Raw genomic sequence first — 25,332 nt, 5'->3', positions numbered from 1 at the left:
ATACTCTCCTCCAATACTCTAGTCATCATGTACTAAATTATTAATCCACTTTCTAGAAATAATTCTTTTAATGCCAAATATAGATTTGACTACCTCTTCACTTAAAGTCATCAATACTACTATATATACAGGTAATTTTAGAACAAGTGCTCCAATAAATGCAAAGGGTACACCAACTAACCATACTGCCCCCATTTCAGTATACATAGCATATTTTGTATCTCCACCACTTCTAAGCATACCAACTATGATTAACATATTTATAGTTTTTAACCACAATACAGCTGAAAAAATTCTGAGAATAGTTATTGAATCCGCGCCAACTTTATCGCCTACGTTATACAGTTGTAAAAAGGACGGTGCCGCTATATACATTATTAATCCAAGGAGAGCCGTAAAAGGGATTGCTATAGCAAAGAATTTTTTAGTATACTCAATTACCTTATGCTCATTGTTTTTGCCAATTTCATTTCCAATCATAACACCACTAGCGTTTCCAATTCCAATTGATATAATAAAGAAAATATTTTGTATTGTATTTGCGATTTGGACTGAAGCAATAGCTTCTGTGTTAATTCTAGCATAAGCTGCTGAATATGCAGTAGTTCCTAAAACCCAAAATAATTCATTGATTATAACAGGTATAGAAGTTTTAAAGATCTTAATCATAAACTGGAATGAAAAATCATAGAGTTCGCTTATCTTTGCCGCAAGTACATTTTTGCTATAATAAATTATAGCTACCAATAATATCATTTCTATAAATCTAGCTACCAAAGTAGCTAGAGCAGCTCCTTCAACCCCAAGCATAGGAAATCCAAACTTTCCAAAAATTAATGCATAATTTAGAATTGTATTTATCCCTAAAGATACCGCACTAATATACATAGGAAGTTTTGCTTGTCCAATGCATCTAGTTGAGTACCCATAAACAAGACTAACTGCATTAAATAGATATCCAAAAGCAGTTATTTTTAAATATCTACTTCCAAGTTCAATAACCTCTATATCATTTGAAAACAGACCCAATATTTGTTTTGGCCAAATTATAGCTACTAATGTAAATCCTAAACCAATAGCCACACTTGAAAACAAATTAAGCCCAATTACTCTTCTTATGTTTTTGACATCTTTTTTTCCCCAGTATTGGGAAGTGAAAATAGAGTTCCCACTATTAATCCCAAATAGTACTACCATAAAAATGAAGTAGAACTGATTTGCAAGTCCAACAGAGGCTATACTAGTTTCACCTAATCTTCCAATCATAACGTTATCCACTAAATTTAAGGAAGACCCGATTAATTGCTGCACTATAATAGGTATTGCAATCACTACTAATTTTTTATAAAACTGCTTATCTTCAAATATATTTAAACTCATATTTACCTCGTTCCAATTAATAAAATATTGTTCTTTTTTCTCTAATAGAACTTAATGATAAAAACACTTGAGAAGGTAGATAAAAAAACCAAATGAAATAATTTGATAGTAATCTAATATTCATCAAACCAAAGATCAATACTTCTTTTCCATTAAAATAATTAAAAATCCCTACATTTATATCACATAACAAAAACAATATCATACCAAATCTAACTAAATTATAATTTAATTTTGTATAACTGCTTTTTTTATAAGAAAAAAAAGAAATATAAGTACCCATTATAATAGTAAAAGCGTATAAAGCAATTATTATATTGATCAAATATTCTATTTTAAAAGAATAGTAAAATATCATTATAAACATAGCAAATATTATAACTATAGTATCGTAAATCTTAATTTGCTTTTTATATCCTACTGAATGTCTATATAAATATAGACTTTGTACTATACAAAACACACTAACTCCATAAATAAAGCCACTTCCCCTTAACAACAAAAAATAGTCCGAAATAATTGTAAGAAGCCTCGCTACTAGCAGTATATAGTAATCTTCTTTACTAACATTATTATTTAAAAATGACAATGTCAATATAAAGCATATTACAATACTAATAAATTTCATCATATTAGTATTGTGTCTATGTTCTAGATCCATAATTAAAAATAATATGTATATACTTATTAGAATAAAAAGTAATAATTTTTGAAAAATATTAACTTGTTTACATATACTTCTCATTAAATCACCCTATTGATTTAGTGCATAGTTCACAGATAAATGATAATTCCCCTAAATTGTGCATTGTTCATTTATATACTCTTATTAGTTTTTTGCAAATTGATAATAATTATACCCAAAGAAACTAAAATTAAACCTAACCCAATACCTATAGTCATTGATTCCTCTCTTAAAAATATTAGAGAAAGAATTGTACCTGAAACAGGAATCATAAATTTATACAAAGTAATTTCTCCTGCTTTATTGTATTTAAGTAGTGAATTCCAAAGAGCAAATGCTGTTGCTGATAAAAAAGCTGCATACATGAGTAATCCAAATCCAAAAGGAGTAAAAACAATAGCTCCCCCTTCTAAATTTGGTAAGCCCACTAATAACATAATCAAAGAACCTATAAGCATTTGCCATGCTGTAATCACAACGGCATTTGCTTCTTTAGCTACATACTTTGCCATTATAGTTCCTAAAGCTGCAAAAAGAGTGGCTACAACCATAAATCCTTCTCCAATAAACTTAAATTCAAAAGAAAAATCTCCACTCCAATTTACTGCAATAACTCCAAGAAAACCCGACATTAATCCTAAAATTTTTCTAACAGAAACTTTATCATCTTTATAAATAAAATGTGCTACTAATACAACAATAAATGAAGCTAAAGATGTAATTATAGATGCTTTACTTCCTTTTGTATTTGCAAGCCCTAAGTAAAAAAATATGTATTGTAATGTAGTTTGAAACAGACCCAATACTATTAATTTTGGAATCAAAGTTTTATTAACTTTTAGACTTTTCTTAATAATAAAAATTGAAAACAAAAACAACAATATGGAAGCTAAAAAAAATCTTATCCCTGCAAAAACTATTTTAGCCATCATATCGCTTGTCTCAATTCCAAGCTCTACATAACTTATCTTCAAGACAGGAAAAGCCGTTCCCCATAATATACAAGCAAATAAAGCTAAAATAATAACATATTTTTTATCTGTTAAATATTTAATATTCAATTTAATCCCTCCGTATAATCATTTATATTGTCTAATCCTAGTTAATTTTATCTTTTATTATAAAATTAATCAAGGATAATATAGAATTAAAAAGCAACTCACATTACTAATATTGTTAATATATAACTCTTGACTTTATATACCCCATATAGGTATAATTACTCTTGTCAGATTTGCTATATACCCATAGAAATTTGTAAATAAAAGATACTACTTAGGAGGATTTACAACTTGAAAAAAAGAAAATCACATCAACATTGGTCTTGGATTATTATGATTATGTTTATACTATTATCTATTCTTAATGTTAAATTCGGATTACTTGGACTACTATGTATAGCTGCACCTATATTTCATGCATTTTCAGGTAAAGGCAAAGTTCACTGTTCACATTACTGCCCTAGAGGTTCCATACTTCAAAAATTCTTAAAAAACATCAGTATAAATAATAATTTACCTATAATTATTAGAAAACATGGTAAAAAAGTATTATTAACTGTAATGATTATATTATTTACAATATCCCTAATACATGCTGGTCCTAATATAAACCGTATTTCTTTTGCTATATTTAGGTTCATGACAGCTTCATTAGCTATTGGTATGGTTACAGGAGTATTTTTCAAACCAAGATCTTGGTGTCAAATATGTCCAATGGGATATGCTGCCGAATTAGTTTCAAAAAACATAAAAAGAGCTTAATGCTCTTTTTATTAATCTTATTTATATTTCATTGTCTTTAAAAAAACATTGTCATTTTCAAGCATACCCTCTGCTTCTTTTGCCATAACAGGTTTGCTGAAGAAATATCCTTGAATTTTATCACACTTCTCATTGTCTAATACTTCCAATTGATTTTGTAATTCTACCCCTTCAGCAATAACATCTAAGTTTATTTGATGTGCTAGATGAATAATCCCTGCAGTAATAGCCTTTTGTTTTAAATCCACACAAATATTATCAATAAAAGATTTGTCAATTTTTAAACTATTTATTGGAATCTTCGTTAAATAATTTAACGAAGAATATCCCGTTCCAAAATCATCTAATAAAATATGTATCCCCATTTTTTTTAATTCTTTTAAAATTATTATATTTCTCTCCAATGACTTCATCAAAATACTTTCAGTAATTTCTATTGCTAAATACTCAGGAGGTATATCCAATTCATGAATTATCTTTTCAACTATTTCAAGAAAATTACTTTGCTGAAATTGAATCTCTGAAACATTTACCGAAATATATCTATACTTAAATCCTTTTTCAATCCATTTCTTATTTTGTTTGCAGGCTTCTCTTATCACCCATTCTCCTATGTATATAATCAAGCCAGTCTCTTCTGCAAGAGAAATGAATTTATCTGGCGGGATTAATCCTAGTTTAGGATGTTTCCACCTTAGCAGAGCTTCAAAACTTATAATTTTACCCGTTTTGGTATCTATTATAGGCTGATAATTTAAATAAAACTGCTTATTTTCTAGAGCTTCCCTTAGATATTTTTCCATTTCTGTTCTTTTTAAAATATCAGTAAACATTTCCTTTTCATAAAAAACATATGTATTCTTGCCTTTTCTTTTTGCAATATTAACAGCAGTATCCGCATTTTTTATTATTTCATTAACCTCATTCCCATTTTCAGGGAATAAAGCAATTCCAATACTAGCTGTTACATAAAAACGAAAATCTTTTATTATAATACTATAACTAAATATGGACTGAATTTTTTCAGCAACTTGAATAGCTTCATCTTTTGATTTCAAATTATCCTTCAATACTAAAAATTCATCTCCACCAAATCTAGAAATTACGCTCTCTTTACCAACACAATTCTTTAGTTTCTCGGCAATTTGAATAAGTAGTTCATCACCATATTCATGTCCAAGTATATCGTTTACTTTTTTAAAATCGTCTATATCTACAAAGTACATAGCTCCTTTTCTATTTATATCAATGCTACCTTCCAAATTCAAAGCTAATTGTTTTTTAAAAAAAGTTCTATTAGGCAACCCAGTTAATTCATCATAATAAGCTATATTAAAAAGAGTTCTTTCCCATTTTTTTCTCTCTGAAATATCCTTTAAAGCTGCTACAACTCTAATTGGATTTTTATTTTCATCCTTAACTATTGTTCCATTATCTTGCACCCAAAAATATTCACCAGTTTTTTTTCTAATTCTATACTCAATATTATATTTATCTCTATCGTTTTCAAAACATTCTTTTAAATTATCTTTTACCAAATCTATGTTTTCAGGATGAATTCTATCAAACAAATAACAAGTATTATCTTCTATACTATCATTATCATATTTCATCATACTTTTCCATGTAGTAGAGTAATAAATCTTATCCTTTTTAATATTCCAATCATACACACCCTCATTAGTTGCTTGCAATACCATCCTATATCTTCTTTTATCATTCTGCTGTTTTATATATCTATCAACTGTTTCTACTAGCAAATCTCTAAGATTCATTACCATATCCAAATCAGCCAAAATTTGTTCTTCACTTTTAACAGGAACCTTTTTAATTGCTTCCATAAAGGTATTATTATCAAAATTTAATTCATTTCCTTTATCCCTAAAAAATTCTTCATTAGGTTCTTCCATGAAAAACTGTCCAAAAAAAATATTAGCAATTTTTTCGCCTTCTACAATAAATGGTATTGAGGCAAAATATAATCCATTTAGACATTTACTTAATGCATAAGATTGAATCTCATTCTTTCTTATTATTTCACATTCACTTTTTTTACATTTTTCAGCAGAATATGTGTTTTTCCTGAAAAATTCATAACAAACTTCTTCCATCACAGAATTAATAATTATATCGCCATCTGGATTTAAAATTTTCACAGAGATACCTGTAGCTTTATTAATACTATCTATTAATTTTTGTAGGGATGCTAAATCTATAAGCTCATTAAATTTTTTCATTTCAAGTGACACCTACTTTAATATATTGTATTTTTTAAGAAATTTCTTGTATTAATGTTAGACCACTATATTATTATCGGCAGACTTAAAAATTAATTTATATATTACAAGTTACGGTTATTTAATATAATCTAATATTTCTACAAGAGCAATATATACTGCTTGATTTTCTCTGTCATTAACATCAACCCAAAAATGTACTTTGTCTTCCATATTTTCCTTATATACTTGTGCCGCTTTCATACCATTTTTGAATATAGTATACCCATACTTATTTAAATCACCTTTTAACTCATAGGGATATCCATAAAAACTCTCTATAATTACTTCACCATCTATTTTTTTCACTTTTAATGCTGGTTTATTATAGATTAATAGCAAAAAATACTTATCTAAATCTGCTACTTTGGCCACTTCTTCAGAATTAATTCCATTAATTTTGAAAACCTCATTTTCCTTTCCTTTTAAAATAGTATATTGAGCTAAAATCCCACCATCACCTATATTAAATTTCTCCTCATCGCTTTTTATAAAATCTCTTTTCAACTTAAAATTCATTTTACACCTCCGTAGTTTCTCTAATCATCATTGTATTATATTATAATTGAATATATATTTTAATACAATATTGGCTTACTAAATGATCACTGAATAAATATTTAAAACCTATTCATATTTTTGAAATAGATTTGTTTTATTTCTATGTTATAGTAATATGTGTACAAATATTTACTAAAATTTTAAATATAATTCGCAATTGTTAAAGAAATTTTACATAAAAAATGTTATAATGATAGTGTGATATTCAAAATATTATTTCAAAGGATGGATGCTAAATGAATATTGCTTTTTTCTTAACACCAAAAAATGAAGTTGTATATGAAAAAGCTACCTCAACAATGAGACAAGTATTAGAAAAAATGGAATACCATCGTTACTCTGCAATTCCACTAATAGATGAAAAGGGCCATTACGCTGGAACATTAACTGAAGGTGATTTGTTATGGACTTTAAAAAACTTAGGAATAACTGATTTTAGAGATACTGAAAAAATACTAATAAAAGAAATCAAAAGAAAAATGAACGTAAAGCCAGTTAAAATCAATTCTGATATTGAAAGCCTAATTGAACTTGCTAAAGCTCAAAATTTTGTGCCAGTTGTTGATGACAACAACATATTTATCGGTATAATAAAAAGAAGCGACATCATAAATTATTGCTATAACATGATGTTTAGTAAATCATCCTATAGTAATTTATTTGAACCAGCCAATTAAAAATCGCCCTATGTTGTATAAACATAGGGCGATTTTTTTATAAGAAATCGTAAGGCCTACCCTTATAATTTCTTTTATTTTATTTTTATATTATCACCAAAAACATCTATTGGAATAAAAAATTTACATATTCCTTCTTTTAAAGGAGCTACTTCATTCTGTCCAAAATATATTACTAATTGATTATCATCAGTAAAATAGTATCTTTCAAACACTTCTGTATTTTGTATTATATCTTTAGAATATAATTTTTCATCAATACTATTAGAAATTTGTTCTAATATTTCCTTCTTAATAATTTCTGAATATATATATCCTTCATTAAAAAGGTCTTCTAATTCAATTCTTTCTCCTGTGCTTAAATCTATATTATATGAATTTAGATACTGTAGTTCATAATCTGTCCCCGCGTATTCTTTTATTGGTACCTGCAAACTAAGAATATTATCATTAACTACATTTGCCTTGTAATCTAAATATAAATAATACCCTTTAAAATCTAACCCCATATTATTTTTATCAATTTTTGCAATTTTTATAAGACCGTCCTCAATAGATTGGAAATCATCCCTTAAATAATTATTTATTTTTTTCTCGATACCTTTATCATTTAATTCAATATGCGGCATTTTAATATCTACATTATATACTCCATCTTCTTTATTGTTAATATTCTGTGGCGTAACTCTAACGTCTAAAGTTTCCACTTCCATTTTTACGTATCTATTTAAGATTTCATTCCATTTCTTTTTCCCATCACCTGAAATTGACATGGTCATAATGACCTGTTCATTTTGAGCTAAGTCTATAGAAAAAAAAGCTTTTTTTTCTTCCAATTTATCATCTTCAAAAAAATAGATATTATTTTCCTCTACAATAACATTTATTTTACCTGTAGAAGATATTAGAGCATCTTTTGCATTTGGAAAAATATTTTTTATTTTATCAAAAATATAGTTTTCATTATCATTAAACTCTATACCATAACTTTCATCTACTGTAAATGGAATATACTCTTTTGAAGTTACTGTATAAGTGTCATTATTATAATTAATTTTCTCATTGATTATAGGTATAGCAAGGGTACCTTTACCCTCTTTTCTAATAAGCGCTATAACATTATTATCTACTTTGTCTAAATTACTAAAAACTATTTTGCCATTATTCTCTTCTTGTGTAATTTTATTGTTATATTGTTTTTCCAATTCTTTCTTTGTCAATTTGTATTGTTTATCTATTTTTATTTCATCACTTATTAATATTTCTTCCCTTTTATTAAGGTCAATTGTACTAAATATCTTTACATAATAATCTTTAATATTCTGTGAATTATCACTTCTATACCGGTTTCCTTCAATGCCAATATAATTTTCATCGACATACAATATTTTTTCATTTACATTTTCAATAGGCCATTTTGAGTCCGTTACCATTTTATCTGCTTCTTCTTTAGTATACAGATGCTTTTCTTCTTCCTCTAGATTATCTATAATTAAATTATTAAACCTTTTTTTATAACTATAATCAAAATTAGTATATTGAGTTTTATTTTTTAAACTATTATCTAAAAGTTTTTCTAATTTCATATTATCATTTTTTATTACGTAAAATTCACCATCTATTGGCACTAAAACTTTATCTTTAATTTGCAAACTATTTATTTTACCATCTTTTTCATAAACCCAAAAAGTTCTATAATCTGCACCTTCATCTTCATAAAAAACACTTTTTGTGTCTTTTCTAATTGATAATAAAAATCCATCCTCCATATCTGGTATTATATCTTCATCTATTTTAATTATATTATCACTGAAATTTTCAACTTCATTTCCAACTTCAACTTTATCGTTATCCTTGATTATTTTACCACTGCATCCGTTTATAAATATTATGATTGCTAATATTAATATAAAAATAAATGCACTAGTATTATTTTTATGCATATCTATAAACCTCCAAAGGGTATAATTTAACATTCCTAAATCATTTTTTACAAATAAAGTATATAATATTATTTTTCTATATGGATAACATATTAGTAACAAATACTATTATTCATTTTTTTATTTAATTATTATTATTTAACTATTATTATTTATCATTATATATTATAATAAAGTATAACTAATAAAATTACTAGTTATAAAAAATATTTAAAGTAGGGGTGATTCTATTGGCAACTATACAATTAAGTAATATTTATGCTTCAATAATTAATACTGAAAATAAAGTATCAGAAATGTACCATTTTTTTTCTGAAGAAGTAAAGGATATCGAAGCTAAAAAATTATTCATAAAAATGTCAGAGGATGAAAAAAAGCATAGTGCTATCTATGCAGCTATAACAAATAACCTTCCAGGCAATGAAGTATTAGAAGTATCTGATGAAGATGCTGAATACCTGCAAACATTAATGGATTTAAATATTTTTATTAATGATATTGTAAAAGAACGGCACAAAAAGAATGATGCTCTCACTATTGCCGAAAAAGTTGAGAAAGACGGCATACTATTCTATTCAGAATTGAGTAGACTTTTAAAAGATAGAGCTTCTAAAGAATTTTCTCAAATAATTGCAGAAGAGAAAAAACATTTGAAATATGTTCTTGAAGCACAAAAAAATTCTTTTATCTTTGCTTTAACATTATAATCCATATATATACCAATCATCTTACCTATAACTAAAATGTTTTGTAATATTTTCATTATATTCTATAAAGATTTTGTTTATAAAAATCTTCTCTGCACAAAATATATATATGCTCAAAAAGTTTTACTGCATATAAAGGAGGAATATAATGGATAAATTTGATAGAAATTTTAAATTTGAAGATTTAAAAGAAATTCATGTTGGAGACATACCCTCTGCTAAAAAAGGTATAATCGACAATATGCTTGGTGAAGAAGAGTATAAAGATACTGTACCTGATAAATATCTAAACTCTTATTTAAAAGGTCAACAAATAGGTTCTTACGTTAAGAATGTGCTTAAAGGTGATGAACGAAAAGTTTAATTTATTTCGTGAAAATAAATAAATAAATTAATTAAAGCTCAATGATCTGTCGTCATTGAGCTTTTTTAATTATTTTAATAAGCTTAAACTACTAGTAGTTCATTACACTAGTAACATTAAACCCTTCATCTTTAATTTTAGAAATTAATTCATCACTATCTTCAGAAACAAATCTAAGTATTATTTCACTTTTTGACTCGTTTCCATCATATATACTAATACTATTTATATTAATGTTAAAATCTTTTATAATAGTAGTTATTGAATTTAAAGTTCCTGGATGATCCTCTGCTTCAATAGTGATTCTTGTTCCTGGCTCATCAAATCCCATTATTTTTATAAATGCATTAGCAATATCTGTTCTTGTAAGTATGCCAATCAAAAATCCATCTTTATCTATTATTGGTAATGATCCTATATCTTTATCCCTCATGATTTTAGCCGCTTCTTCAAGCAAAGCTTCTTTGTCTCCTGTAATAACATCTTTCTCCATAACGTCTTTTGCACTAGTTTTGTTCAATAAATAGTTTATTTCGAAAATACTCAAGCTTGTAGCTTTTGAAGGTGTTACATCTCTAAGGATTTTTTCTGTTATAAGACCTACTAATTTTCCACTATCAACTACTGGTATCTGAGAATAACCATGCTTTTGAAATAAATCTAAAACTATGAAAATAGATGTGTCAGGACTTACGGTAATGATTTCTTTTTTCATTTCATTTTTTATATACATTAAAAGACCCCCTTCTTTTCCATTTTTTTCATATATATATATTATTATAATACTTTGAATTACTATTGTCAATATTCTAAATTTTACATATATATTTTAATATATACTCGATATAAATTGTAAATAATTAATATTATAATAATAAATTTATGCTTTTAACTATTAATTGTTATTTAAATATATACAAAAAAGTAGCATAAATGCTACTTTTCTATTAAACAAAATATTTAATAATCCTATTTTTTTATCTTAAAGGAGCTTCTAAGTGAAACCGTTCTGTTAAATACTAAAAGATTGGCTTCACTATCATAATCTACACAAAAGAAACCTTTTCTAACAAATTGAAATTTGTCACCTTTTACTACTTCTTTTACATAAGGTTCTATTTTAACATTCCTTAGTATCTCTAATGAATTAGGATTCATAACTAATTCTTTCTCTTCATCTTGTTTTTCTTCATTCTCAATCATTAAATGATCTAAAAGCCTTACTTCAGCCTCTATTGCATGTTCCTTAGATACCCAATGAATTGTTCCTTTTACTTTTCTTCCAGTAAAACCACTTCCACTTTTTGTTTCTGGATCGTAAGTACAGTGGATTTCAGTTACATTCCCATCTTCATCTTTAATGATATCTTCACAAAAAACAAAATAAGCTCCCTTTAATCTAACTTCTTTTCCTTTACTTAACCTAAAATATTTTTTAGGTGGGTTTTCCATAAAATCTTCTCTTTCAATGTATAATTCTCTTGAAAAAGGAACCATTCTACTTCCCATCTCTTCATTCTCAGGATTATTTTCAATCTCAAGCATTTCAACCTTATCTTCTGGATAATTTGTAATAATAAGTTTTATAGGATCTAATACCGCCATTACTCTTGCTGCTTTCATTTTTAAATCTTCTCTAATACAATGCTCTAACATAGCAATATCAACTAAACTATACCCTTTTGCTACTCCAATTCTATCACAAAAATCTCTAATTGCTTCAGGGGTATATCCTCTTCTTCTAAACCCTGAAACAGTAGGCATTCTTGGGTCATCCCACCCTGAAACATATTTTTCATCTACCAATTTTTTTAAATGTCTCTTACTCATTACTGTGTTTGTAAGATTTAATCTCGCAAATTCTATTTGCCTTGGTGGATTTTCATATTCTAATTCTCTTAAAAACCAATCATACAATGGTCTATGGTCTTCAAATTCCAAGGAACATAAAGAATAAGTAATTCCTTCTGTAGCATCTTCAAGTGGATGTGCAAAATCATACATAGGATAAATACACCAATCATCACCCGTCCTAAAGTGAGTAGCTCTTTGTATTCTATATATAATTGGATCTCTCAAATTTATATTTGGAGAAGACATATCAATCTTAGCTCTAAGAACTTTAGAACCATCTTCAAATTCACCATTTCTCATTCTCTTAAACAAATCTAAATTTTCCTCTATAGTTCTATTCCTATAAGGACTTTCTTTTCCAGGCTGAGTTAATGTTCCTCTATATTCTCTCATTTCTTCATGAGATAAATCACAAACAAATGCTTTCCCTTTATTAATCAATTTTATAGCACATTCATAAAATGTTTCATAATAATCAGATGCAAAAAACATTCTATCTTCCCAATCATATCCAAGCCATTTAATGTCTTCTTTTATAGACTCAACATATTCCATATCTTCCTTTGCAGGATTTGTATCATCCATTCTTAAATTGCATAATCCATTATATTTATTAGCTGTACCAAAATTTATTGCAATAGCTTTAGCGTGACCTATATGCAAATAACCATTTGGCTCTGGTGGAAAACGAGTGTGTACTTTCACTGTAGGGTCTGCTTCAATTTTTTTATCTATAATATTATGGATAAAATTTGACGAACTATTAATATCAACTTCTACCTTATTTTCTGTCATTAGACTTCCTCCCTTTTCAAATCATAGCAATCTATATATAATATATAACCTATGATATACCACAGACAAATAAATTTCAACATAAAGGTCTATACTTAAGGAATATATATGTGTTTTTTTTAATATAATAGAAAAACTGTATATAAAGTCTTCCCACAGGAATTCAAAATATACAGCTTTTTACTAAATATAGTATAATGTTATTTACCTAAAACCATTCAACACCATTAACTGAAATACTATTGAAAAAACCAAGGTTTGAAAGGGAAAATCGAACAACTTCTTTTAAATCTATTGTCTTCCTAATATAGATATTAATTCCATCAATTTCATATAAATCAAATTTTTTTAAGTCTATTTCATTTGGTTCTTTTATTGTTACCTCCGGTAACGAAGTGCCACCTCAACATACTTTAGTGCCTATCTTATCTACAGTAATTACATTAGAATTTTTTTTATCTAAAAACTTTTTTACTTTCTCTGAAATTTCTATTCTCATAGCTCGCTCCTTTATCAACTTAGTTTTATTCTATTAAATACATTATAAACTAAATCAAAGAAAAAATCCAGCTAACTAATAATTATTTTTAATTAATATTAATTGTTTTTAGTGTTGATTATTTTTATTATTAATAAATCAACCTACTATTTACAATTTTTACTTGCATGCCTAATGGAATAGTAATAATAGGCTTGCAATGTCCTGATTTGAGATTATATAAAACCGGTTTTTTAAGACGGCAAAAAAATTCACTGAATATATTTGTTAATTCTTGTACTTCTCCACAATCTTTAAAGTCTCCTAAAATTATTGCAGCAGCATCTCTTAGTTTACCTGCTAATCGTAGCTGTGTTAACATTCTATCTATTCTATACACTTCTTCTCCAACATCCTCAATGAACAATACTTTTCCTTTTGTGTCAATTTCAAAATCCGTACCTAATGTAGATACTATCAATGATAAATTACCACCAGTTAGAATTCCCGTTGCATTGCCACTACAAAGAATTTTAAGATTATTTATATATTCTATTTTTTTATTACAAGTCATAATCACATTATCTATAAAACTATTTTTAGTCTCATCCTCTATATCAAACATATTAGAAGCTACCATAGGTCCATGATAAGTTATTAATTTTGATTTTTGATTGATTGCTATATGCATGGCAGTAATATCGCTAAACCCTACGAATACCTTTGGATTCTCTCTAATATTTTTATAATCTATTTTATCAAGTAATCTTAATGTACCATATCCTCCTCTTGAGCAAATTATACCTTTAATTCTTTTATCTGCAAACGCCTCATTAATGTCACTAACTCTTTCAGAATCATCTCCAGCTAAATAGCCATTTCTATAAAAACAGCTTTCCCCTAATTCAACCTTCAATCCCCATTGTTCAATTATTTCCTTCCCTTTATAAACCTTTTCCTTATCGGCTGGTGAAGCCGGTGTAATTACCTTTACAATATCACCCTTTTTTAGTTTTTCTGGTAGAATCAATCCGTATCACCCCCATAATTAATATTTATACACTTTAATTCTTCAATAATTGTGCATTATTAATTGAATTATTGGCTCACCTATATTATCACAATTTAAATCATCTTTTATCATCTGTATATTTTTTTTCATTAAGTCAATTTTTTCAGGATGCTCTAGCAAATCTTTTATTTTATCTTTTAAAACTTTTTCTCGTTTTTCTACAAATCCAATTTCTTTTGATTCTATAAAATTAGAGTTGTATCTTTCTTGCCCTATTTTAGGTTTTTTTACTATAAGCGGTAATTGCCTACTAATAGCTTCAAACAACGTTATTCCACCTGGTTTTGTTATTAATAAATCATTTTGATCCATAACTTCCCATATATCATTAACATATCCATGTACATTTATATTTTGATTGTTTTGTTTTAAGTTTTCATATAATTCCTTGTTATGCCCAGTTATAACTGTAACATTTGCCGCCTCTAAATTATCCAACCAACTAAAAAAACTATCACTAAGATCAAAAAGTCCTCTAGCTCCACCCATTAACAATATTCTTGTTTTATAGTTTTCATCTGCATGCCTTCTTTTTTCATATAGGTTATTCTCATTGTCGTATATAAATTCTTCTCTTATTGGTATACCTGTAACTATAATATTTTTTTCACTTATATTATTTGCAATAAACTCATCCTTTATAGTACCTGATGGCAAAAGATATAAATCCGTTTTTGGATGAACCCACTCATAACTAAAAACAACGTCTGTAACACATGTAACTAAAAATGATTGTGTTAAATCCTTTTCTTTTAGTTTTGATATTACAGCTGAACATACTGGGAAAGTAGATACGATTACTTTAGGTGTATACTCCTCAATCAATTCTAAAATCTTTGTGCATTGAGTTTCAAAAATTATATTAGTTATAGGATTTTTTTCTATCTTCTTTTGTGCGTAATAGTACATATTGTATATAGCTGGGAAATGATCTGTTATTACCTCATATCCCTTATAATAATACTCTGCTATATTTGGGGTTATTATATTAAAATAATCTACTATTTCAACTTCTAAATTCTTTTCATCAGAAATTAAGCTTTTTCTTATAGCTTTTGCAGTACTATTATGTCCTTCTCCAAAAGAAGCTGATAATATTAGCACGTCTACTTTTTTCATTATATTATCCTCACTTGCTACAATTTATATATTTACTTTTTTAAATAATTCCTTTACTTTTTTAGTTCTAGATGCATTAATCTTTATTTTCCCACTATAATTCGCTATTAATTTTTCTGATACTTCCACAAAATTATCTAGAGAATAGTTTTTTCTTATTTTCTTAATACTGTCTTTCATATCATCATACATTTGCTCGTTATTTACTAATAAATCTATCATTTCATTGATATTATTTGTATGTTTCAATTCTAATGCTGCTCCACTTTCAACCAAAAATTGAGTATTTTCCTCTTCTTGACCTGGTATGGCAAATGGTATTATCATCGGAATTTCTTTGTTTATAGCTTCAGATACTGTTAAACCACCCGGTTTTGTAACTATTAAACTATGTTTCCCCATAAGCTCAGGTATACTTTTTGTAAATCCTAAAATAATAATATTCCGTCCTTTATATTTTTCATGTAATTTACGTTCTAATTTTTCATTTCTTCCACATACCACTGTTACTTTGGGATGATTAATATTACTCATTATGTCTTCTAATATATCTTCCATTGCTTTCAAACCCATACTGCCACCCATTAAAAGTATAGAAAACTTGTCTTCTTCACTTTCTTTTATTTCATTTTCACATAAAAATTCTTCTCTTACAGGTATTCCAAATGGGTAAATTTTTTCTGCAGGAATTCCTTTATTAATTAATGTTTCTTTTGTATAAACGCTACCTGTAATATATGCATCAACATTATGATCCACATAAGTATAGTGAGCTTTAAAATCTGTTACCACAGAAATAAAAGGTATCCTTATAATTTCTTTCTGCTTTAATCTACTTATAACGGAAACTGATAATGGATGTGTGCCAACTATTAAGTCAGGCTGTGTTAAAAATATTTCTCTCATTATCTTTTTTTGCACTATAATAAAAAGTCGTTTAAAAAGTATATCATTAATAGATTTTTTATCGCTCATTTTATAGATATTTCCATAGATTTTAGGATAATACTTAGCAAGTATTTCATATCCATCCACAATAAATGAATTCATAATCATTGTAGTATTTTTTAAAAAATCATACTTAACCGCATTGTATCCTATTTTCTCATATTTTTTCTTTAAACTATCGGCAGCTTGGTTATGCCCTTCTCCTGTAGATGCAGTTAAAACTAGTACTGTCTTCATATAAAATTACCTCCACCATTTATAGGTTGATATGTCTTAAAATACTCCCATATTAACTATTATACTGTATTTTGTTAATTAAAATTGTTAAATTTTAATAACAAATTACTTGAATTATTCTTTTTTAGTTAGTATATTCTGGTAAACATTATTGCATCTATTATATTTTTACCAATTTTTATGTTATAATACCTATAAATGTTTTCTGTCATATCTTAAAAAAATTTGTATTTAAATCTAAAATACGGTAGAATAATAATGTTATAATATTAATAATCTGTATATGAAAAGGTTTTGGAGGTATGTTTATGACTATAAAACTTTATGAATCTAACCCCTATAAAAAAGAGTGTGTTAGTTTAATTGAAGAAATAATCCATCGAGAAAACAAAATATACGTTACTTTGGATAAAACTATTTTCTTCCCAGAAGAAGGAGGTCAACTATCCGATAATGGTTATATAGACGATATTAGAGTTATTAACGTATCAATAGAAGGTAGTCGGATTTTACATGAATTAGAAAAGGAACCTCTACATAGCGAAGTTACATGTAAGTTAAATTGGATTAAAAGATTAGACCATATGCAACAGCATTGTGGTGAACATATCCTATCAGCTGCTTTTTTAAAACTTTTTAATGCTCCTAATTTAGGTTTTCATATGGGAGAAGATTATGTAACTATAGACATAAATCTTGAAAATGTTTCTAAAGAAATGATTTTTGAAGTGGAAAATTACTCAAATAATGTAATATTTGATAATATCGATATTGATATTTTTAAAGTTGATAAGGATAAAGCAGATAAACTACCTTTAAGAAAAGAACTTAAAGTAGAGGAAGATATTCGAATTGTTCAAATTAAAGATGTAGATATAGTCGCTTGCTGTGGAACTCATCCAAAACGAACTGGTGAAATAGGAATTATCAAAATCTTAAAAACAGAAAAATATAAAGATTTAACAAGAGTATATTTCAATTGTGGAATGAGAGCTCTTAAAGATTATCAAAGTAAGCATGAAATAGTGACAAATATTAATAGAATTTTCTCTACTGATGATAACTCAATATTAGAAAAAATTATAAAGAATGAAGATAAAATTAAAACTCTTAATAAAGAAATTAAATTATATAAATTTCAAGCCTTTCAATACGAAGGAGATGCTTTAATAAGTTCATCTAGCAATATTATTGTTGATGGTTCAGAAATACCTATTATTAAGAAAATATATTCTGATAAATCTTTTGATGATCTTCAAGACTTAGCACAAACAATACTAAATAAATTTTCATGCGTTGTATTTTTTGCATCTAATAAGGATAACAGAGTTATCATGATGCATGACGGCACTATAAAAATACATTGTGGTAAAATATTTAAAAATGACTTGTCCACTTATAATGGTAAAGGTGGCGGTGGTGATAAAATAGCTCAAGGAATTTTTAAAAACAACGAAGATTTAAACAATTTTTTTGAAAATATTAATTTTGGATAGTATATTAGCTATTTAACTAATTGTGTTATCACTTAACATTATCTTATATATGCGTTTTTCAATATTTACAATACTATCATTATCTAATCTTCTACTATTAAGAGGTGTATTATTATTAATAATCACCTCTTCTTTTGATGGTTTCGAAGACATTATTACTATCCTATCTCCTATTTGTATAGAGGATTGAATATCATGAGTTACAAACATTACAGTCCTATTCTCTTTCTGCCAAAGTTTCTTAAAGTATTTAATTAAATTAAATCGTAATTGTAGGTCTAGTGATTTAAATGGTTCATCCATTAATAATATTTGTGAAGGAAATACAAACGCCCTTGCAAGTGCTGTTCTTTGTTTCATTCCACCACTTATTTTATTAGGATAATAATTTTTATATTCTATCATACCTACGCTTTCTAAGTATTCTTCTACTTTTTCTCTTCTCTCTTTAGAATTTTCAATCTTATTTTTAACTACAAACTCAACATTTTCAAAAACTGTTTTCCATTCTAATAATCTAGGCTCCTGAAAAAGATAAGAAATCTTTTTACTTTTATCTACTATAACTTTGCCCTCATCATATTCGATCAATCCCGATATAATATTTAACAATGTAGTTTTACCACACCCTGACGGTCCAAGTATAGATACTATCTCATTTTTGCTAATATTCAAATTCAAATTCCGTAAAATCCACTCGTCATCATATTTTTTCCCTAAATTATTTATTGAAAACATAGTTTATCCCCTTACCTGGTAATTTATTGTTAACTCCTATTTTATTACTAACTGAATAATCAATTTAAAATTATTAATGAACAATGCACAATTATGCATTGTTCATTGTGAATTGTGCATTATCTTTTTTTTACTATCTTACTGTTTGAAAAACAATGAAACTAACTTATCAAAAATAACAGCTATAACAATAAGAATAATGCTCCATGCAAAAACTCCTGCCATATCTAGATTTATCTTTTGCATATAAAGACTTGTACCCATAGCATATTTAGGCTGTCCTAGTACTTCTGCTGAAATCATTACTTTAAAGCATAAACCTAGAGCAGCATTTATTCCTGCAAGTAGATAACTTTTTATAGATGGAATATATATATCCTTTAAAATAACAATTTTTTTAACATCATAACTTTCAGCCATTTGTATTAACTTTTCATCTGTTTGGACTATTCCTCTGTATACAGAACTATACAAAATAGGAAATACAACTATAAAACCAATTAGAACAGGAGCTCTCTCCCCACCTAACCATATTAAAGCAAGTATTATAATTGCCATAGTTGGTGTTGACCTTATAATAGATATAATAGGTTCTATTATATGAAAAAGGTTTTTAAATAAACCTGATAAAGTTCCAAATATAAGAGCAAAAAAAAGAGAAAGAAAAAAACTAATAAAAGTTCTTTTAAGTGTTGAAAATACAATAATAATAAAATTTTTACTTTGAATTATTTTTATAAGTGAACCAAAAGTAGCTCTAGGGGTAGGGATAAGAATTTCCTTATCCACCCCTAAAGCAGTTATTTGCCATAAAATTAAGATTACAATTAATACGTAAATACTGAAAAGCTTCTTATTTTTTATAATAGAAGTTTTCATCTGGTAGTTTTCCCCCTATTGAATCAGCTGAAAAATCCATTAAAACTTGTAGATACTCATTTATAGCTTCTTCTGCATCTTCTGCACTAGTATATGAAATATTAGAGCCTATTAATGACATAGCTACTACAGCTTTTGGAGTCCCAATTTCTAATTCTTCTGCGTATTCTCCTGCTTTTTCAGGATTCTCATTTAACCAAGCAATACTATTTTCTAATTCATTTAAGAAATTATCAACAGCTTCTGGATTATTTTCAATAAGTTCATTTTTTATTAATATTGACGCTTGTGGATATCCATTGTCAGTTCCTTTTATCTTATTCCACTCTTCTTGAAGATCAATTACTACTTTTGTATCTTCTTTTTTAATTTTCACTGTAGAAAGCATTGGTTCTGGCATCATACTAGTTTTAATACTTCCTGAAATATACGCAGGTGCTAATTCTGTAGACCCAGCCATATAATTTATTGTAACATCTTCGTCTGGATTAACTCCATTTTCTTTCATCAAATATCTAAGTAAAATATCAGGTGTAAGCCCTTGCCCTATTGTAGTAATCTCTTTTCCTTTTAAATCTTCCCATCCATTTACTTCTTCATCAGAAACTATATATAAATTACCACCTATAACTGTTGAAGCTAATTTATATTCTAAATCTTTATTGTATAGCTTAGCTGCTAAATTAGTGGGAACAACAGCAATATCCGCTTCACCTGAAGTTAACTTTTCAACTAAATTATCAGTTGTTAAAACCATCTCATATTCAGTTGTTACATTCTCTCCAATTGTTGGTTCTTCTTTCATTAATTTTAACATACTTAATGTAGGACTTCCAGCTGGAGTTACCACTTTTATTTCTAATGACTCACTTGTTTCGTCTTCAACTTTTGAATCTTCCTCGTTAACTGCTGTATTGTTTTGGGTATTGTTTTGGGTATTATTTTGTGCGTTTTCTTCATTACTAGCATTTGTACCACATCCAGCTACAATTGCCATTATTAATAATACTGATAATAATATTGATGTTATCTTTTTCATTTAAATTTCCCCCTCTTTTTTTGTGAAACTAGAGTGCTTTGTAAAACATAAAGTGCAATTTGCAGAGTGCAGAGTGGAGTTAAAATCTTAAGGGATTTAAACCCTTAAATCCCTTAAGATTTTACTACTTGATATTGAAAATATCAACTCTATCTTTGCATATACTCTCATGTTATATAATAAAAATTATACTTCATTTATTATTGACACTCCCGGCACTTACTAAAACATAGGCAATAAAAAAACTTCCCTTTTAAATAGGAAGTTAGTGTACATAAATATGCTAAATACTAAGATACAAACTATAGTAATAACTAGACTAATATAGTCACTAGTTTAGTATTATAATATATCTTAATATCCAAAATGCTATTTCCAACTTCCTTTCAGATCAGATCAACTTCTCTGTTAGGTAAATGTTTTTTTATTAACAAACGGAAAAACAATACTGTATTTCCATCTGAATACTTCTAAATTTTATCAAAACTATCCTTTATTGTCAACATGTAAAAGTATAGTGCACAGTTCATAGTTATGGATAATTTTCTTCCTTCGTCAGAAAATCTTTAATTAAAATAAAAAGGATTTTTTAGCTCCACTAAAAAATCCTAACCTTAATTGCAAATTGCAAATTGCAAATTATCTCTTAAATGCATTGCAAATTGCACATTGCAAATTATCCCTTAAATGCATTGCAAATTGCAAATTGCAAATTGCAAATTATCTCTTAAATGCATTGTGCATTGTGCATTGAAATTAAAGTACTTTACTCAAAAACTCCTTTGTTCTACTATTCTGAGGATTATTAAAAATTTGCTCTGGAGTTCCTTGCTCTGCAATCATTCCATCATCCATAAAAATAACTCTATCCGCAACTTCTTTAGCAAAACCCATCTCATGGGTTACAACTACCATAGTCATACCCTCTTTTGCAAGTTCCTTCATTACAGCTAAAACTTCTCCAACCATTTCAGGATCTAGTGCTGATGTAGGCTCATCAAAAAGCATTACATCTGGCTCCATAGCAAGTGCTCTAACTATTGCAATCCTTTGTTTTTGTCCACCTGAGAGTTGTCTTGGAAAACCATCTATTTTATCAGCTAAATTTACTCTTTCTAACAATTCATTAGCTTTTTTTATAGCATCTTCTTTGCTGTAATTTTTAGCTTTCATAGGAGATAAAGTAATATTATCTAATACGGACATATGAGGAAAAAGATTAAATTGCTGAAAAACCATCCCCATTTTTTGTCTTATATCATTAATATTTATATCTTTATTTGTAATAGAAATTCCTTCAAAAATGATTTCACCTTCTGTGGGTTCTTCAAGCAAATTAAGACATCTTAAAAAAGTACTCTTCCCAGATCCTGACGGTCCAATAACAACAACCACTTCACCTTTTTTAATATGCGCATCGATTCCTTTTAATACATGTAATTTATCAAATTTTTTATGTAAATTAGTAACTTTAATCAACTCTACTCAACCTCCTTTCTAGAAGTTGTACTAGTTTAGATATTATAAATGTCAAAATCAAATAAATTATTGCAGCACCTATTAAAAACTCGGCATAATAATAAAATTTTGCTCCCATTTTTCTAGATGCATTCATAAGTTCTCCTCCGCCAATTGCTGCTACTAAAGAAGTATCCTTCAAAAGAACAATAGCTTCATTTCCAAGTGGTGGAATTACATTTCTAAAAGCCTGTGGTAATATAATATATCTCATAGCTTGATTGTGCGTAAGGCCTAGTGACCTTGCTGCTTCCATTTGCCCTTTTTCAATAGATTGAATACCAGACCTAATTATTTCTGCAACATAAGCACCACTATTAATTCCAATACCAACAGTACCTGCAATTATTGGATTCATAGATAAAGGTATTCCAAAAATCATTCTGAATAATTGTGGTACCCCTAAGAAAATAAATAAAATTTGTAATAGCATAGGTGTTCCTCTAATAATAGTTAGATAAAAACCCGAGAAAATATTTAAAATTTTATTTTTTGAAATTCTTGAAAGACCAACAATGACACCTAACACTAACCCTAATATCAAAGCTCCGGCTGTCATTTCAACTGTTACTACTGCACCTTTTAATAAAAAGTTTCTATATTCCCATACTTTAATTAATCCTTCCAAATATGACAACTCCTCTTAACCTCAAAAATAGGGCAATAAATTTGCCCCATTTTAAACATTTTATTATTTTGTATTTCACTTTAAATAATATACTATTTATTCTTCATTTTCAATTACTATATTATTCAATGCCCCATGTTTGTTTTAACTCATCAATGGTTCCATCTTCTTTTAATTCTACTATAGCTTTACTAATTGCAGCCGTTAAATCATCATTTCCTTTTTTTATAGCTACAGCTGTTTTTTCTACCGTTAAAGGTTCTCCAACTATTACAAACTCATCATTTTTTGAAATATATTCTTCTGCTACAGTTATATCAGCAACAGTAGCTTTTATTGCTTGGTTTTTAAGCATTACAAAACCTATATTAAAATCATCAAGACTAGTAACTTTTGCGCCGTCTATAGTTTCAGCTGCTGCTTCACAAGTAGAACCTATACCAACTGCAACCTGTTCTCCATTTAAATCTTCAATAGTTTCAATTCCAGAGCCTTTATAAGTTACTACTACCTGACCACCTTCTAAATAAGGTTCAGAGAAGTCAACACTTTCTAATCTTTCTTCTGTAATTGAAAATCCTGAACATCCTACATTAACTTGCTCACTTTTAACTGCATCAACTATAGTGTCAAAAGCCATTTCCTTAATTTCAATTTCTACTCCTAATTTCTCACCAACAGCCTTTATTAAATCAATATCAAAACCAACTATTTCACCATCATCGTCAATTGTTTCAAATGGTGGATAATCTGGAGAATTACCAACTGTCATAACTCCTTTTTCTTGTATTACTTCTAAAAGAGTTTTCTCTACCTCTGCAGTATTTTCTTCTGCAGTATTTTCTTCAGCATTTGCATTTGAATTTGCATTTGAATTTGTTCCACACGCTGTTAACCCAACTAATACTGTAGTAGCTAGCAAAACTGCTACTAATCCTTTTATCTTTTTCATTATACTTCCCCCTTAATTTTCAATCTACATCTCGTTGCTATTATACATTATATTGTATATTTATGCAATGCTTTTTAGAATTATTCTTTGAAATAAACACACTGAAACATAAACTACTAATTATCTATATTGATATTCCCTGAAACAGAACTACATTTTATATTATACTGGCCATTACCAACCTTTCCTTGTATGTTAGTTTTAGAATTACTATTAAATGATATGGGTAAATCAGAGTCTACTTCTCCAGACACAGTATTTAAATTAAATGTAAAATTGCTGTCATCAGGAACTTTAATACTTAATTCTCCTGATGTAGTATTAAAACTAATATCATTGAGTAATTCTTCGAAATTTACTTTCACATCTCCAGAAATTGTTTGAGCGTAAAGTTCTCCCTGTAAAGACTCAATTGTAATATCACCTGATACAGCCCCTATTTTAAGTTCTTCAACTTTAATTTCTCCAATATCCAAATCTGATGACACTGTATTTATTTCAATTTTCCCGTTGTAATTTTCTGGCAATTCAATTTCAAGAACAGTTGCTAAAGTAATAGAATCAAATTTTGTGCTATTTAAATATTTAACTTGAATTACCGCAGTTTTACCTCTTTTACTAACTTCTAGAGTTGGTTTTTCTTTTTCATTTCCAAAATAAGTTCCTTTAAATTGGACTTTTAATTTTTCTTCAGGCACAGTTTCAATTTTGATATCTGTACTAACACAATTAATTTCTATAGTCTCTATTTCACCAATATCAAGTATACCTTTATCATTTAAATCTAATTTATAATTATCATCATTATCTATATCAATAGCTTCATCATATTCTTCTGAACCTTTCCATATCTGATCATTAATAATACTCTTATATACTATGAAAAAAAACCAAATACATCCCAAAACAAGTGCTAACGCAATAATAAGTATTCTTATAAATCTTTTGTTTTCAAATGAATCCAAATTCTATCTGCCTCCTCGCACTCAATCTTATTTTAAAAAATCATTTACACATTCAACTAAAATTTTGTATTATAAATAAATATTAATACTTAATCAATAAAAATAAGTAAATAAATAGTTACACTTTTTTTAATTATATGATACAATCGTATAATTATAGTAAAAAGATAATGCACAATGCACAATGCACAGCATTCCTATATTAAGACTTTTTAAGTGTTGAAAAATAAATATCCTCCTGTTAAAATACGGAGTATC

The 25,332-nt window shown here is 27.5% G+C and carries 23 protein-coding genes; 5 read left to right on the top strand and 18 right to left on the bottom strand.

Features of this window, described 5'->3' with window-relative positions:
- Positions 1–18: 18 nt before the first annotated feature.
- From ACVHXK_RS12670 to ACVHXK_RS12660, 3 genes are all read right to left on the bottom strand, one after another.
- Positions 19–1,380, bottom strand: a complete 1,362-nt coding sequence (locus ACVHXK_RS12670; protein WP_461206768.1) for an MATE family efflux transporter — start codon at positions 1,378–1,380, stop codon at positions 19–21.
- Between the two features lie 16 nt (positions 1,381–1,396).
- The gene (locus tag ACVHXK_RS12665) at positions 1,397–2,125 is read right to left on the bottom strand and encodes a lysoplasmalogenase family protein (protein ID WP_461206767.1); all 729 of its coding nucleotides are present in this window, start codon (positions 2,123–2,125) and stop codon (positions 1,397–1,399) included.
- A 71-nt stretch (positions 2,126–2,196) separates the two neighbouring features.
- Positions 2,197–3,126: a DMT family transporter gene (locus ACVHXK_RS12660; RefSeq protein WP_461206766.1), complete on the bottom strand. Its 930-nt coding sequence runs from the start codon at positions 3,124–3,126 to the stop codon at positions 2,197–2,199.
- A gap of 231 nt (positions 3,127–3,357) precedes the next feature.
- Here ACVHXK_RS12660 and ACVHXK_RS12655 point away from each other — a divergent pair, with 231 nt between their 5' ends.
- A complete protein-coding gene (locus tag ACVHXK_RS12655; protein WP_461206765.1) occupies positions 3,358–3,828 on the top strand; it encodes a 4Fe-4S binding protein in 471 nt (156 codons plus the stop codon).
- A gap of 17 nt (positions 3,829–3,845) precedes the next feature.
- Here the strand turns inward: ACVHXK_RS12655 and ACVHXK_RS12650 are convergent, their stop codons facing one another.
- Both ACVHXK_RS12650 and ACVHXK_RS12645 read right to left on the bottom strand, forming a co-directional pair.
- On the bottom strand, positions 3,846–6,065 hold the full coding sequence (locus ACVHXK_RS12650) for an EAL domain-containing protein (RefSeq protein WP_461206764.1): 2,220 nt from the start codon (positions 6,063–6,065) through the stop codon (positions 3,846–3,848).
- Positions 6,066–6,182: 117 nt separating this feature from the next.
- Positions 6,183–6,623 (bottom strand): LURP-one-related/scramblase family protein, encoded by a 441-nt coding sequence (locus tag ACVHXK_RS12645; RefSeq protein ID WP_461206763.1) that lies wholly within the window; start codon positions 6,621–6,623, stop codon positions 6,183–6,185.
- 278 nt (positions 6,624–6,901) lie between these two features.
- On the opposite strand from ACVHXK_RS12645, the gene ACVHXK_RS12640 reads away from it, so the two are divergent.
- Positions 6,902–7,342, top strand: coding sequence for a CBS domain-containing protein (locus tag ACVHXK_RS12640; protein WP_461206762.1), 441 nt, complete (start codon positions 6,902–6,904; stop codon positions 7,340–7,342).
- A gap of 74 nt (positions 7,343–7,416) precedes the next feature.
- Here the strand turns inward: ACVHXK_RS12640 and ACVHXK_RS12635 are convergent, their stop codons facing one another.
- Complete coding sequence (locus tag ACVHXK_RS12635) at positions 7,417–9,285, bottom strand: DUF3298 and DUF4163 domain-containing protein (protein ID WP_461206761.1); 1,869 nt, start codon at positions 9,283–9,285, stop codon at positions 7,417–7,419.
- Positions 9,286–9,515: 230 nt separating this feature from the next.
- On the opposite strand from ACVHXK_RS12635, the gene ACVHXK_RS12630 reads away from it, so the two are divergent.
- Both ACVHXK_RS12630 and ACVHXK_RS12625 read left to right on the top strand, forming a co-directional pair.
- Positions 9,516–9,992, top strand: a complete 477-nt coding sequence (locus ACVHXK_RS12630) for a ferritin family protein (protein ID WP_461206760.1) — start codon at positions 9,516–9,518, stop codon at positions 9,990–9,992.
- 148 nt (positions 9,993–10,140) lie between these two features.
- Complete coding sequence (locus tag ACVHXK_RS12625; protein WP_461206759.1) at positions 10,141–10,356, top strand: hypothetical protein; 216 nt, start codon at positions 10,141–10,143, stop codon at positions 10,354–10,356.
- A gap of 91 nt (positions 10,357–10,447) precedes the next feature.
- Here the strand turns inward: ACVHXK_RS12625 and ACVHXK_RS12620 are convergent, their stop codons facing one another.
- The 5 genes from ACVHXK_RS12620 to ACVHXK_RS12600 all read right to left on the bottom strand — a co-directional run bounded on the left by ACVHXK_RS12620 (position 10,448) and on the right by ACVHXK_RS12600 (position 16,859).
- The gene (locus tag ACVHXK_RS12620; protein ID WP_461206758.1) at positions 10,448–11,089 is read right to left on the bottom strand and encodes a CBS and ACT domain-containing protein; all 642 of its coding nucleotides are present in this window, start codon (positions 11,087–11,089) and stop codon (positions 10,448–10,450) included.
- A 236-nt stretch (positions 11,090–11,325) separates the two neighbouring features.
- Positions 11,326–13,005 carry a glutamine--tRNA ligase/YqeY domain fusion protein gene (locus ACVHXK_RS12615; RefSeq protein ID WP_461206757.1) on the bottom strand — a complete coding sequence of 560 codons (1,680 nt, stop codon included), beginning with the start codon at positions 13,003–13,005 and terminating at the stop codon, positions 11,326–11,328.
- 629 nt (positions 13,006–13,634) lie between these two features.
- Positions 13,635–14,513: a S66 peptidase family protein gene (locus ACVHXK_RS12610; protein WP_461206756.1), complete on the bottom strand. Its 879-nt coding sequence runs from the start codon at positions 14,511–14,513 to the stop codon at positions 13,635–13,637.
- A 42-nt stretch (positions 14,514–14,555) separates the two neighbouring features.
- On the bottom strand, positions 14,556–15,674 hold the full coding sequence (locus ACVHXK_RS12605; protein WP_461206755.1) for an MGDG synthase family glycosyltransferase: 1,119 nt from the start codon (positions 15,672–15,674) through the stop codon (positions 14,556–14,558).
- Between the two features lie 24 nt (positions 15,675–15,698).
- Positions 15,699–16,859: an MGDG synthase family glycosyltransferase gene (locus ACVHXK_RS12600; RefSeq protein ID WP_461206754.1), complete on the bottom strand. Its 1,161-nt coding sequence runs from the start codon at positions 16,857–16,859 to the stop codon at positions 15,699–15,701.
- A gap of 308 nt (positions 16,860–17,167) precedes the next feature.
- Between ACVHXK_RS12600 and ACVHXK_RS12595 the strand changes: the two genes are divergently transcribed.
- A complete protein-coding gene (locus ACVHXK_RS12595) occupies positions 17,168–18,355 on the top strand; it encodes an alanyl-tRNA editing protein (protein ID WP_461206753.1) in 1,188 nt (395 codons plus the stop codon).
- A 12-nt stretch (positions 18,356–18,367) separates the two neighbouring features.
- Here ACVHXK_RS12595 and ACVHXK_RS12590 read toward each other — a convergent pair whose 3' ends face one another.
- The 7 genes from ACVHXK_RS12590 to ACVHXK_RS12560 form a co-directional block, all read right to left on the bottom strand.
- Complete coding sequence (locus ACVHXK_RS12590) at positions 18,368–19,093, bottom strand: ABC transporter ATP-binding protein (RefSeq protein WP_461206752.1); 726 nt, start codon at positions 19,091–19,093, stop codon at positions 18,368–18,370.
- Positions 19,094–19,231: 138 nt separating this feature from the next.
- Positions 19,232–19,972, bottom strand: coding sequence for an ABC transporter permease (locus tag ACVHXK_RS12585; protein WP_461206751.1), 741 nt, complete (start codon positions 19,970–19,972; stop codon positions 19,232–19,234).
- Positions 19,947–21,011 (bottom strand): ABC transporter substrate-binding protein, encoded by a 1,065-nt coding sequence (locus ACVHXK_RS12580; protein WP_461206750.1) that lies wholly within the window; start codon positions 21,009–21,011, stop codon positions 19,947–19,949. Before ACVHXK_RS12580 ends, ACVHXK_RS12585 begins: the two co-directional genes overlap by 26 nt.
- Before the next feature lie 756 nt (positions 21,012–21,767).
- On the bottom strand, positions 21,768–22,490 hold the full coding sequence (locus ACVHXK_RS12575) for an amino acid ABC transporter ATP-binding protein (RefSeq protein WP_461206749.1): 723 nt from the start codon (positions 22,488–22,490) through the stop codon (positions 21,768–21,770).
- A complete protein-coding gene (locus ACVHXK_RS12570; protein WP_461206748.1) occupies positions 22,483–23,157 on the bottom strand; it encodes an amino acid ABC transporter permease in 675 nt (224 codons plus the stop codon). The genes ACVHXK_RS12575 and ACVHXK_RS12570 overlap by 8 nt, the downstream gene beginning before the upstream one ends.
- 121 nt (positions 23,158–23,278) lie before the next feature.
- Complete coding sequence (locus ACVHXK_RS12565; RefSeq protein WP_461206747.1) at positions 23,279–24,109, bottom strand: transporter substrate-binding domain-containing protein; 831 nt, start codon at positions 24,107–24,109, stop codon at positions 23,279–23,281.
- A 116-nt stretch (positions 24,110–24,225) separates the two neighbouring features.
- A complete protein-coding gene (locus tag ACVHXK_RS12560; protein WP_461206746.1) occupies positions 24,226–25,074 on the bottom strand; it encodes a DUF4097 family beta strand repeat-containing protein in 849 nt (282 codons plus the stop codon).
- Positions 25,075–25,332: the final 258 nt, after the last annotated feature.

It is taken from the genome of Clostridium sp. DL1XJH146 (assembly GCF_054819755.1).
The sequence above is the reverse complement of the archived record's forward strand: the minus strand, read 5'-3'. Positions and strand labels throughout refer to the sequence as shown.

What these genes read in the sequence shown, in the direction of transcription:
- ACVHXK_RS12595 (WP_461206753.1), top strand. Translation starts at nt 17,168, where the DNA reads ATGACTATAAAACTTTATGAATCTAACCCCTATAAAAAAGAGTGTGTT.
- ACVHXK_RS12665 (WP_461206767.1), bottom strand. Translation starts at nt 2,125, where the DNA reads ATGAGAAGTATATGTAAACAAGTTAATATTTTTCAAAAATTATTACTT.
- ACVHXK_RS12615 (WP_461206757.1), bottom strand. Translation starts at nt 13,005, where the DNA reads ATGACAGAAAATAAGGTAGAAGTTGATATTAATAGTTCGTCAAATTTT.
- ACVHXK_RS12565 (WP_461206747.1), bottom strand. Translation starts at nt 24,109, where the DNA reads ATGAAAAAGATAAAAGGATTAGTAGCAGTTTTGCTAGCTACTACAGTA.
- ACVHXK_RS12585 (WP_461206751.1), bottom strand. Translation starts at nt 19,972, where the DNA reads ATGAAAACTTCTATTATAAAAAATAAGAAGCTTTTCAGTATTTACGTA.
- ACVHXK_RS12600 (WP_461206754.1), bottom strand. Translation starts at nt 16,859, where the DNA reads ATGAAGACAGTACTAGTTTTAACTGCATCTACAGGAGAAGGGCATAAC.
- ACVHXK_RS12640 (WP_461206762.1), top strand. Translation starts at nt 6,902, where the DNA reads ATGAATATTGCTTTTTTCTTAACACCAAAAAATGAAGTTGTATATGAA.
- ACVHXK_RS12650 (WP_461206764.1), bottom strand. Translation starts at nt 6,065, where the DNA reads ATGAAAAAATTTAATGAGCTTATAGATTTAGCATCCCTACAAAAATTA.
- ACVHXK_RS12635 (WP_461206761.1), bottom strand. Translation starts at nt 9,285, where the DNA reads ATGCATAAAAATAATACTAGTGCATTTATTTTTATATTAATATTAGCA.
- ACVHXK_RS12645 (WP_461206763.1), bottom strand. Translation starts at nt 6,623, where the DNA reads ATGAATTTTAAGTTGAAAAGAGATTTTATAAAAAGCGATGAGGAGAAA.
- ACVHXK_RS12670 (WP_461206768.1), bottom strand. Translation starts at nt 1,380, where the DNA reads ATGAGTTTAAATATATTTGAAGATAAGCAGTTTTATAAAAAATTAGTA.
- ACVHXK_RS12605 (WP_461206755.1), bottom strand. Translation starts at nt 15,674, where the DNA reads ATGAAAAAAGTAGACGTGCTAATATTATCAGCTTCTTTTGGAGAAGGA.
- ACVHXK_RS12590 (WP_461206752.1), bottom strand. Translation starts at nt 19,093, where the DNA reads ATGTTTTCAATAAATAATTTAGGGAAAAAATATGATGACGAGTGGATT.
- ACVHXK_RS12620 (WP_461206758.1), bottom strand. Translation starts at nt 11,089, where the DNA reads ATGTATATAAAAAATGAAATGAAAAAAGAAATCATTACCGTAAGTCCT.
- ACVHXK_RS12625 (WP_461206759.1), top strand. Translation starts at nt 10,141, where the DNA reads ATGGATAAATTTGATAGAAATTTTAAATTTGAAGATTTAAAAGAAATT.
- ACVHXK_RS12580 (WP_461206750.1), bottom strand. Translation starts at nt 21,011, where the DNA reads ATGAAAAAGATAACATCAATATTATTATCAGTATTATTAATAATGGCA.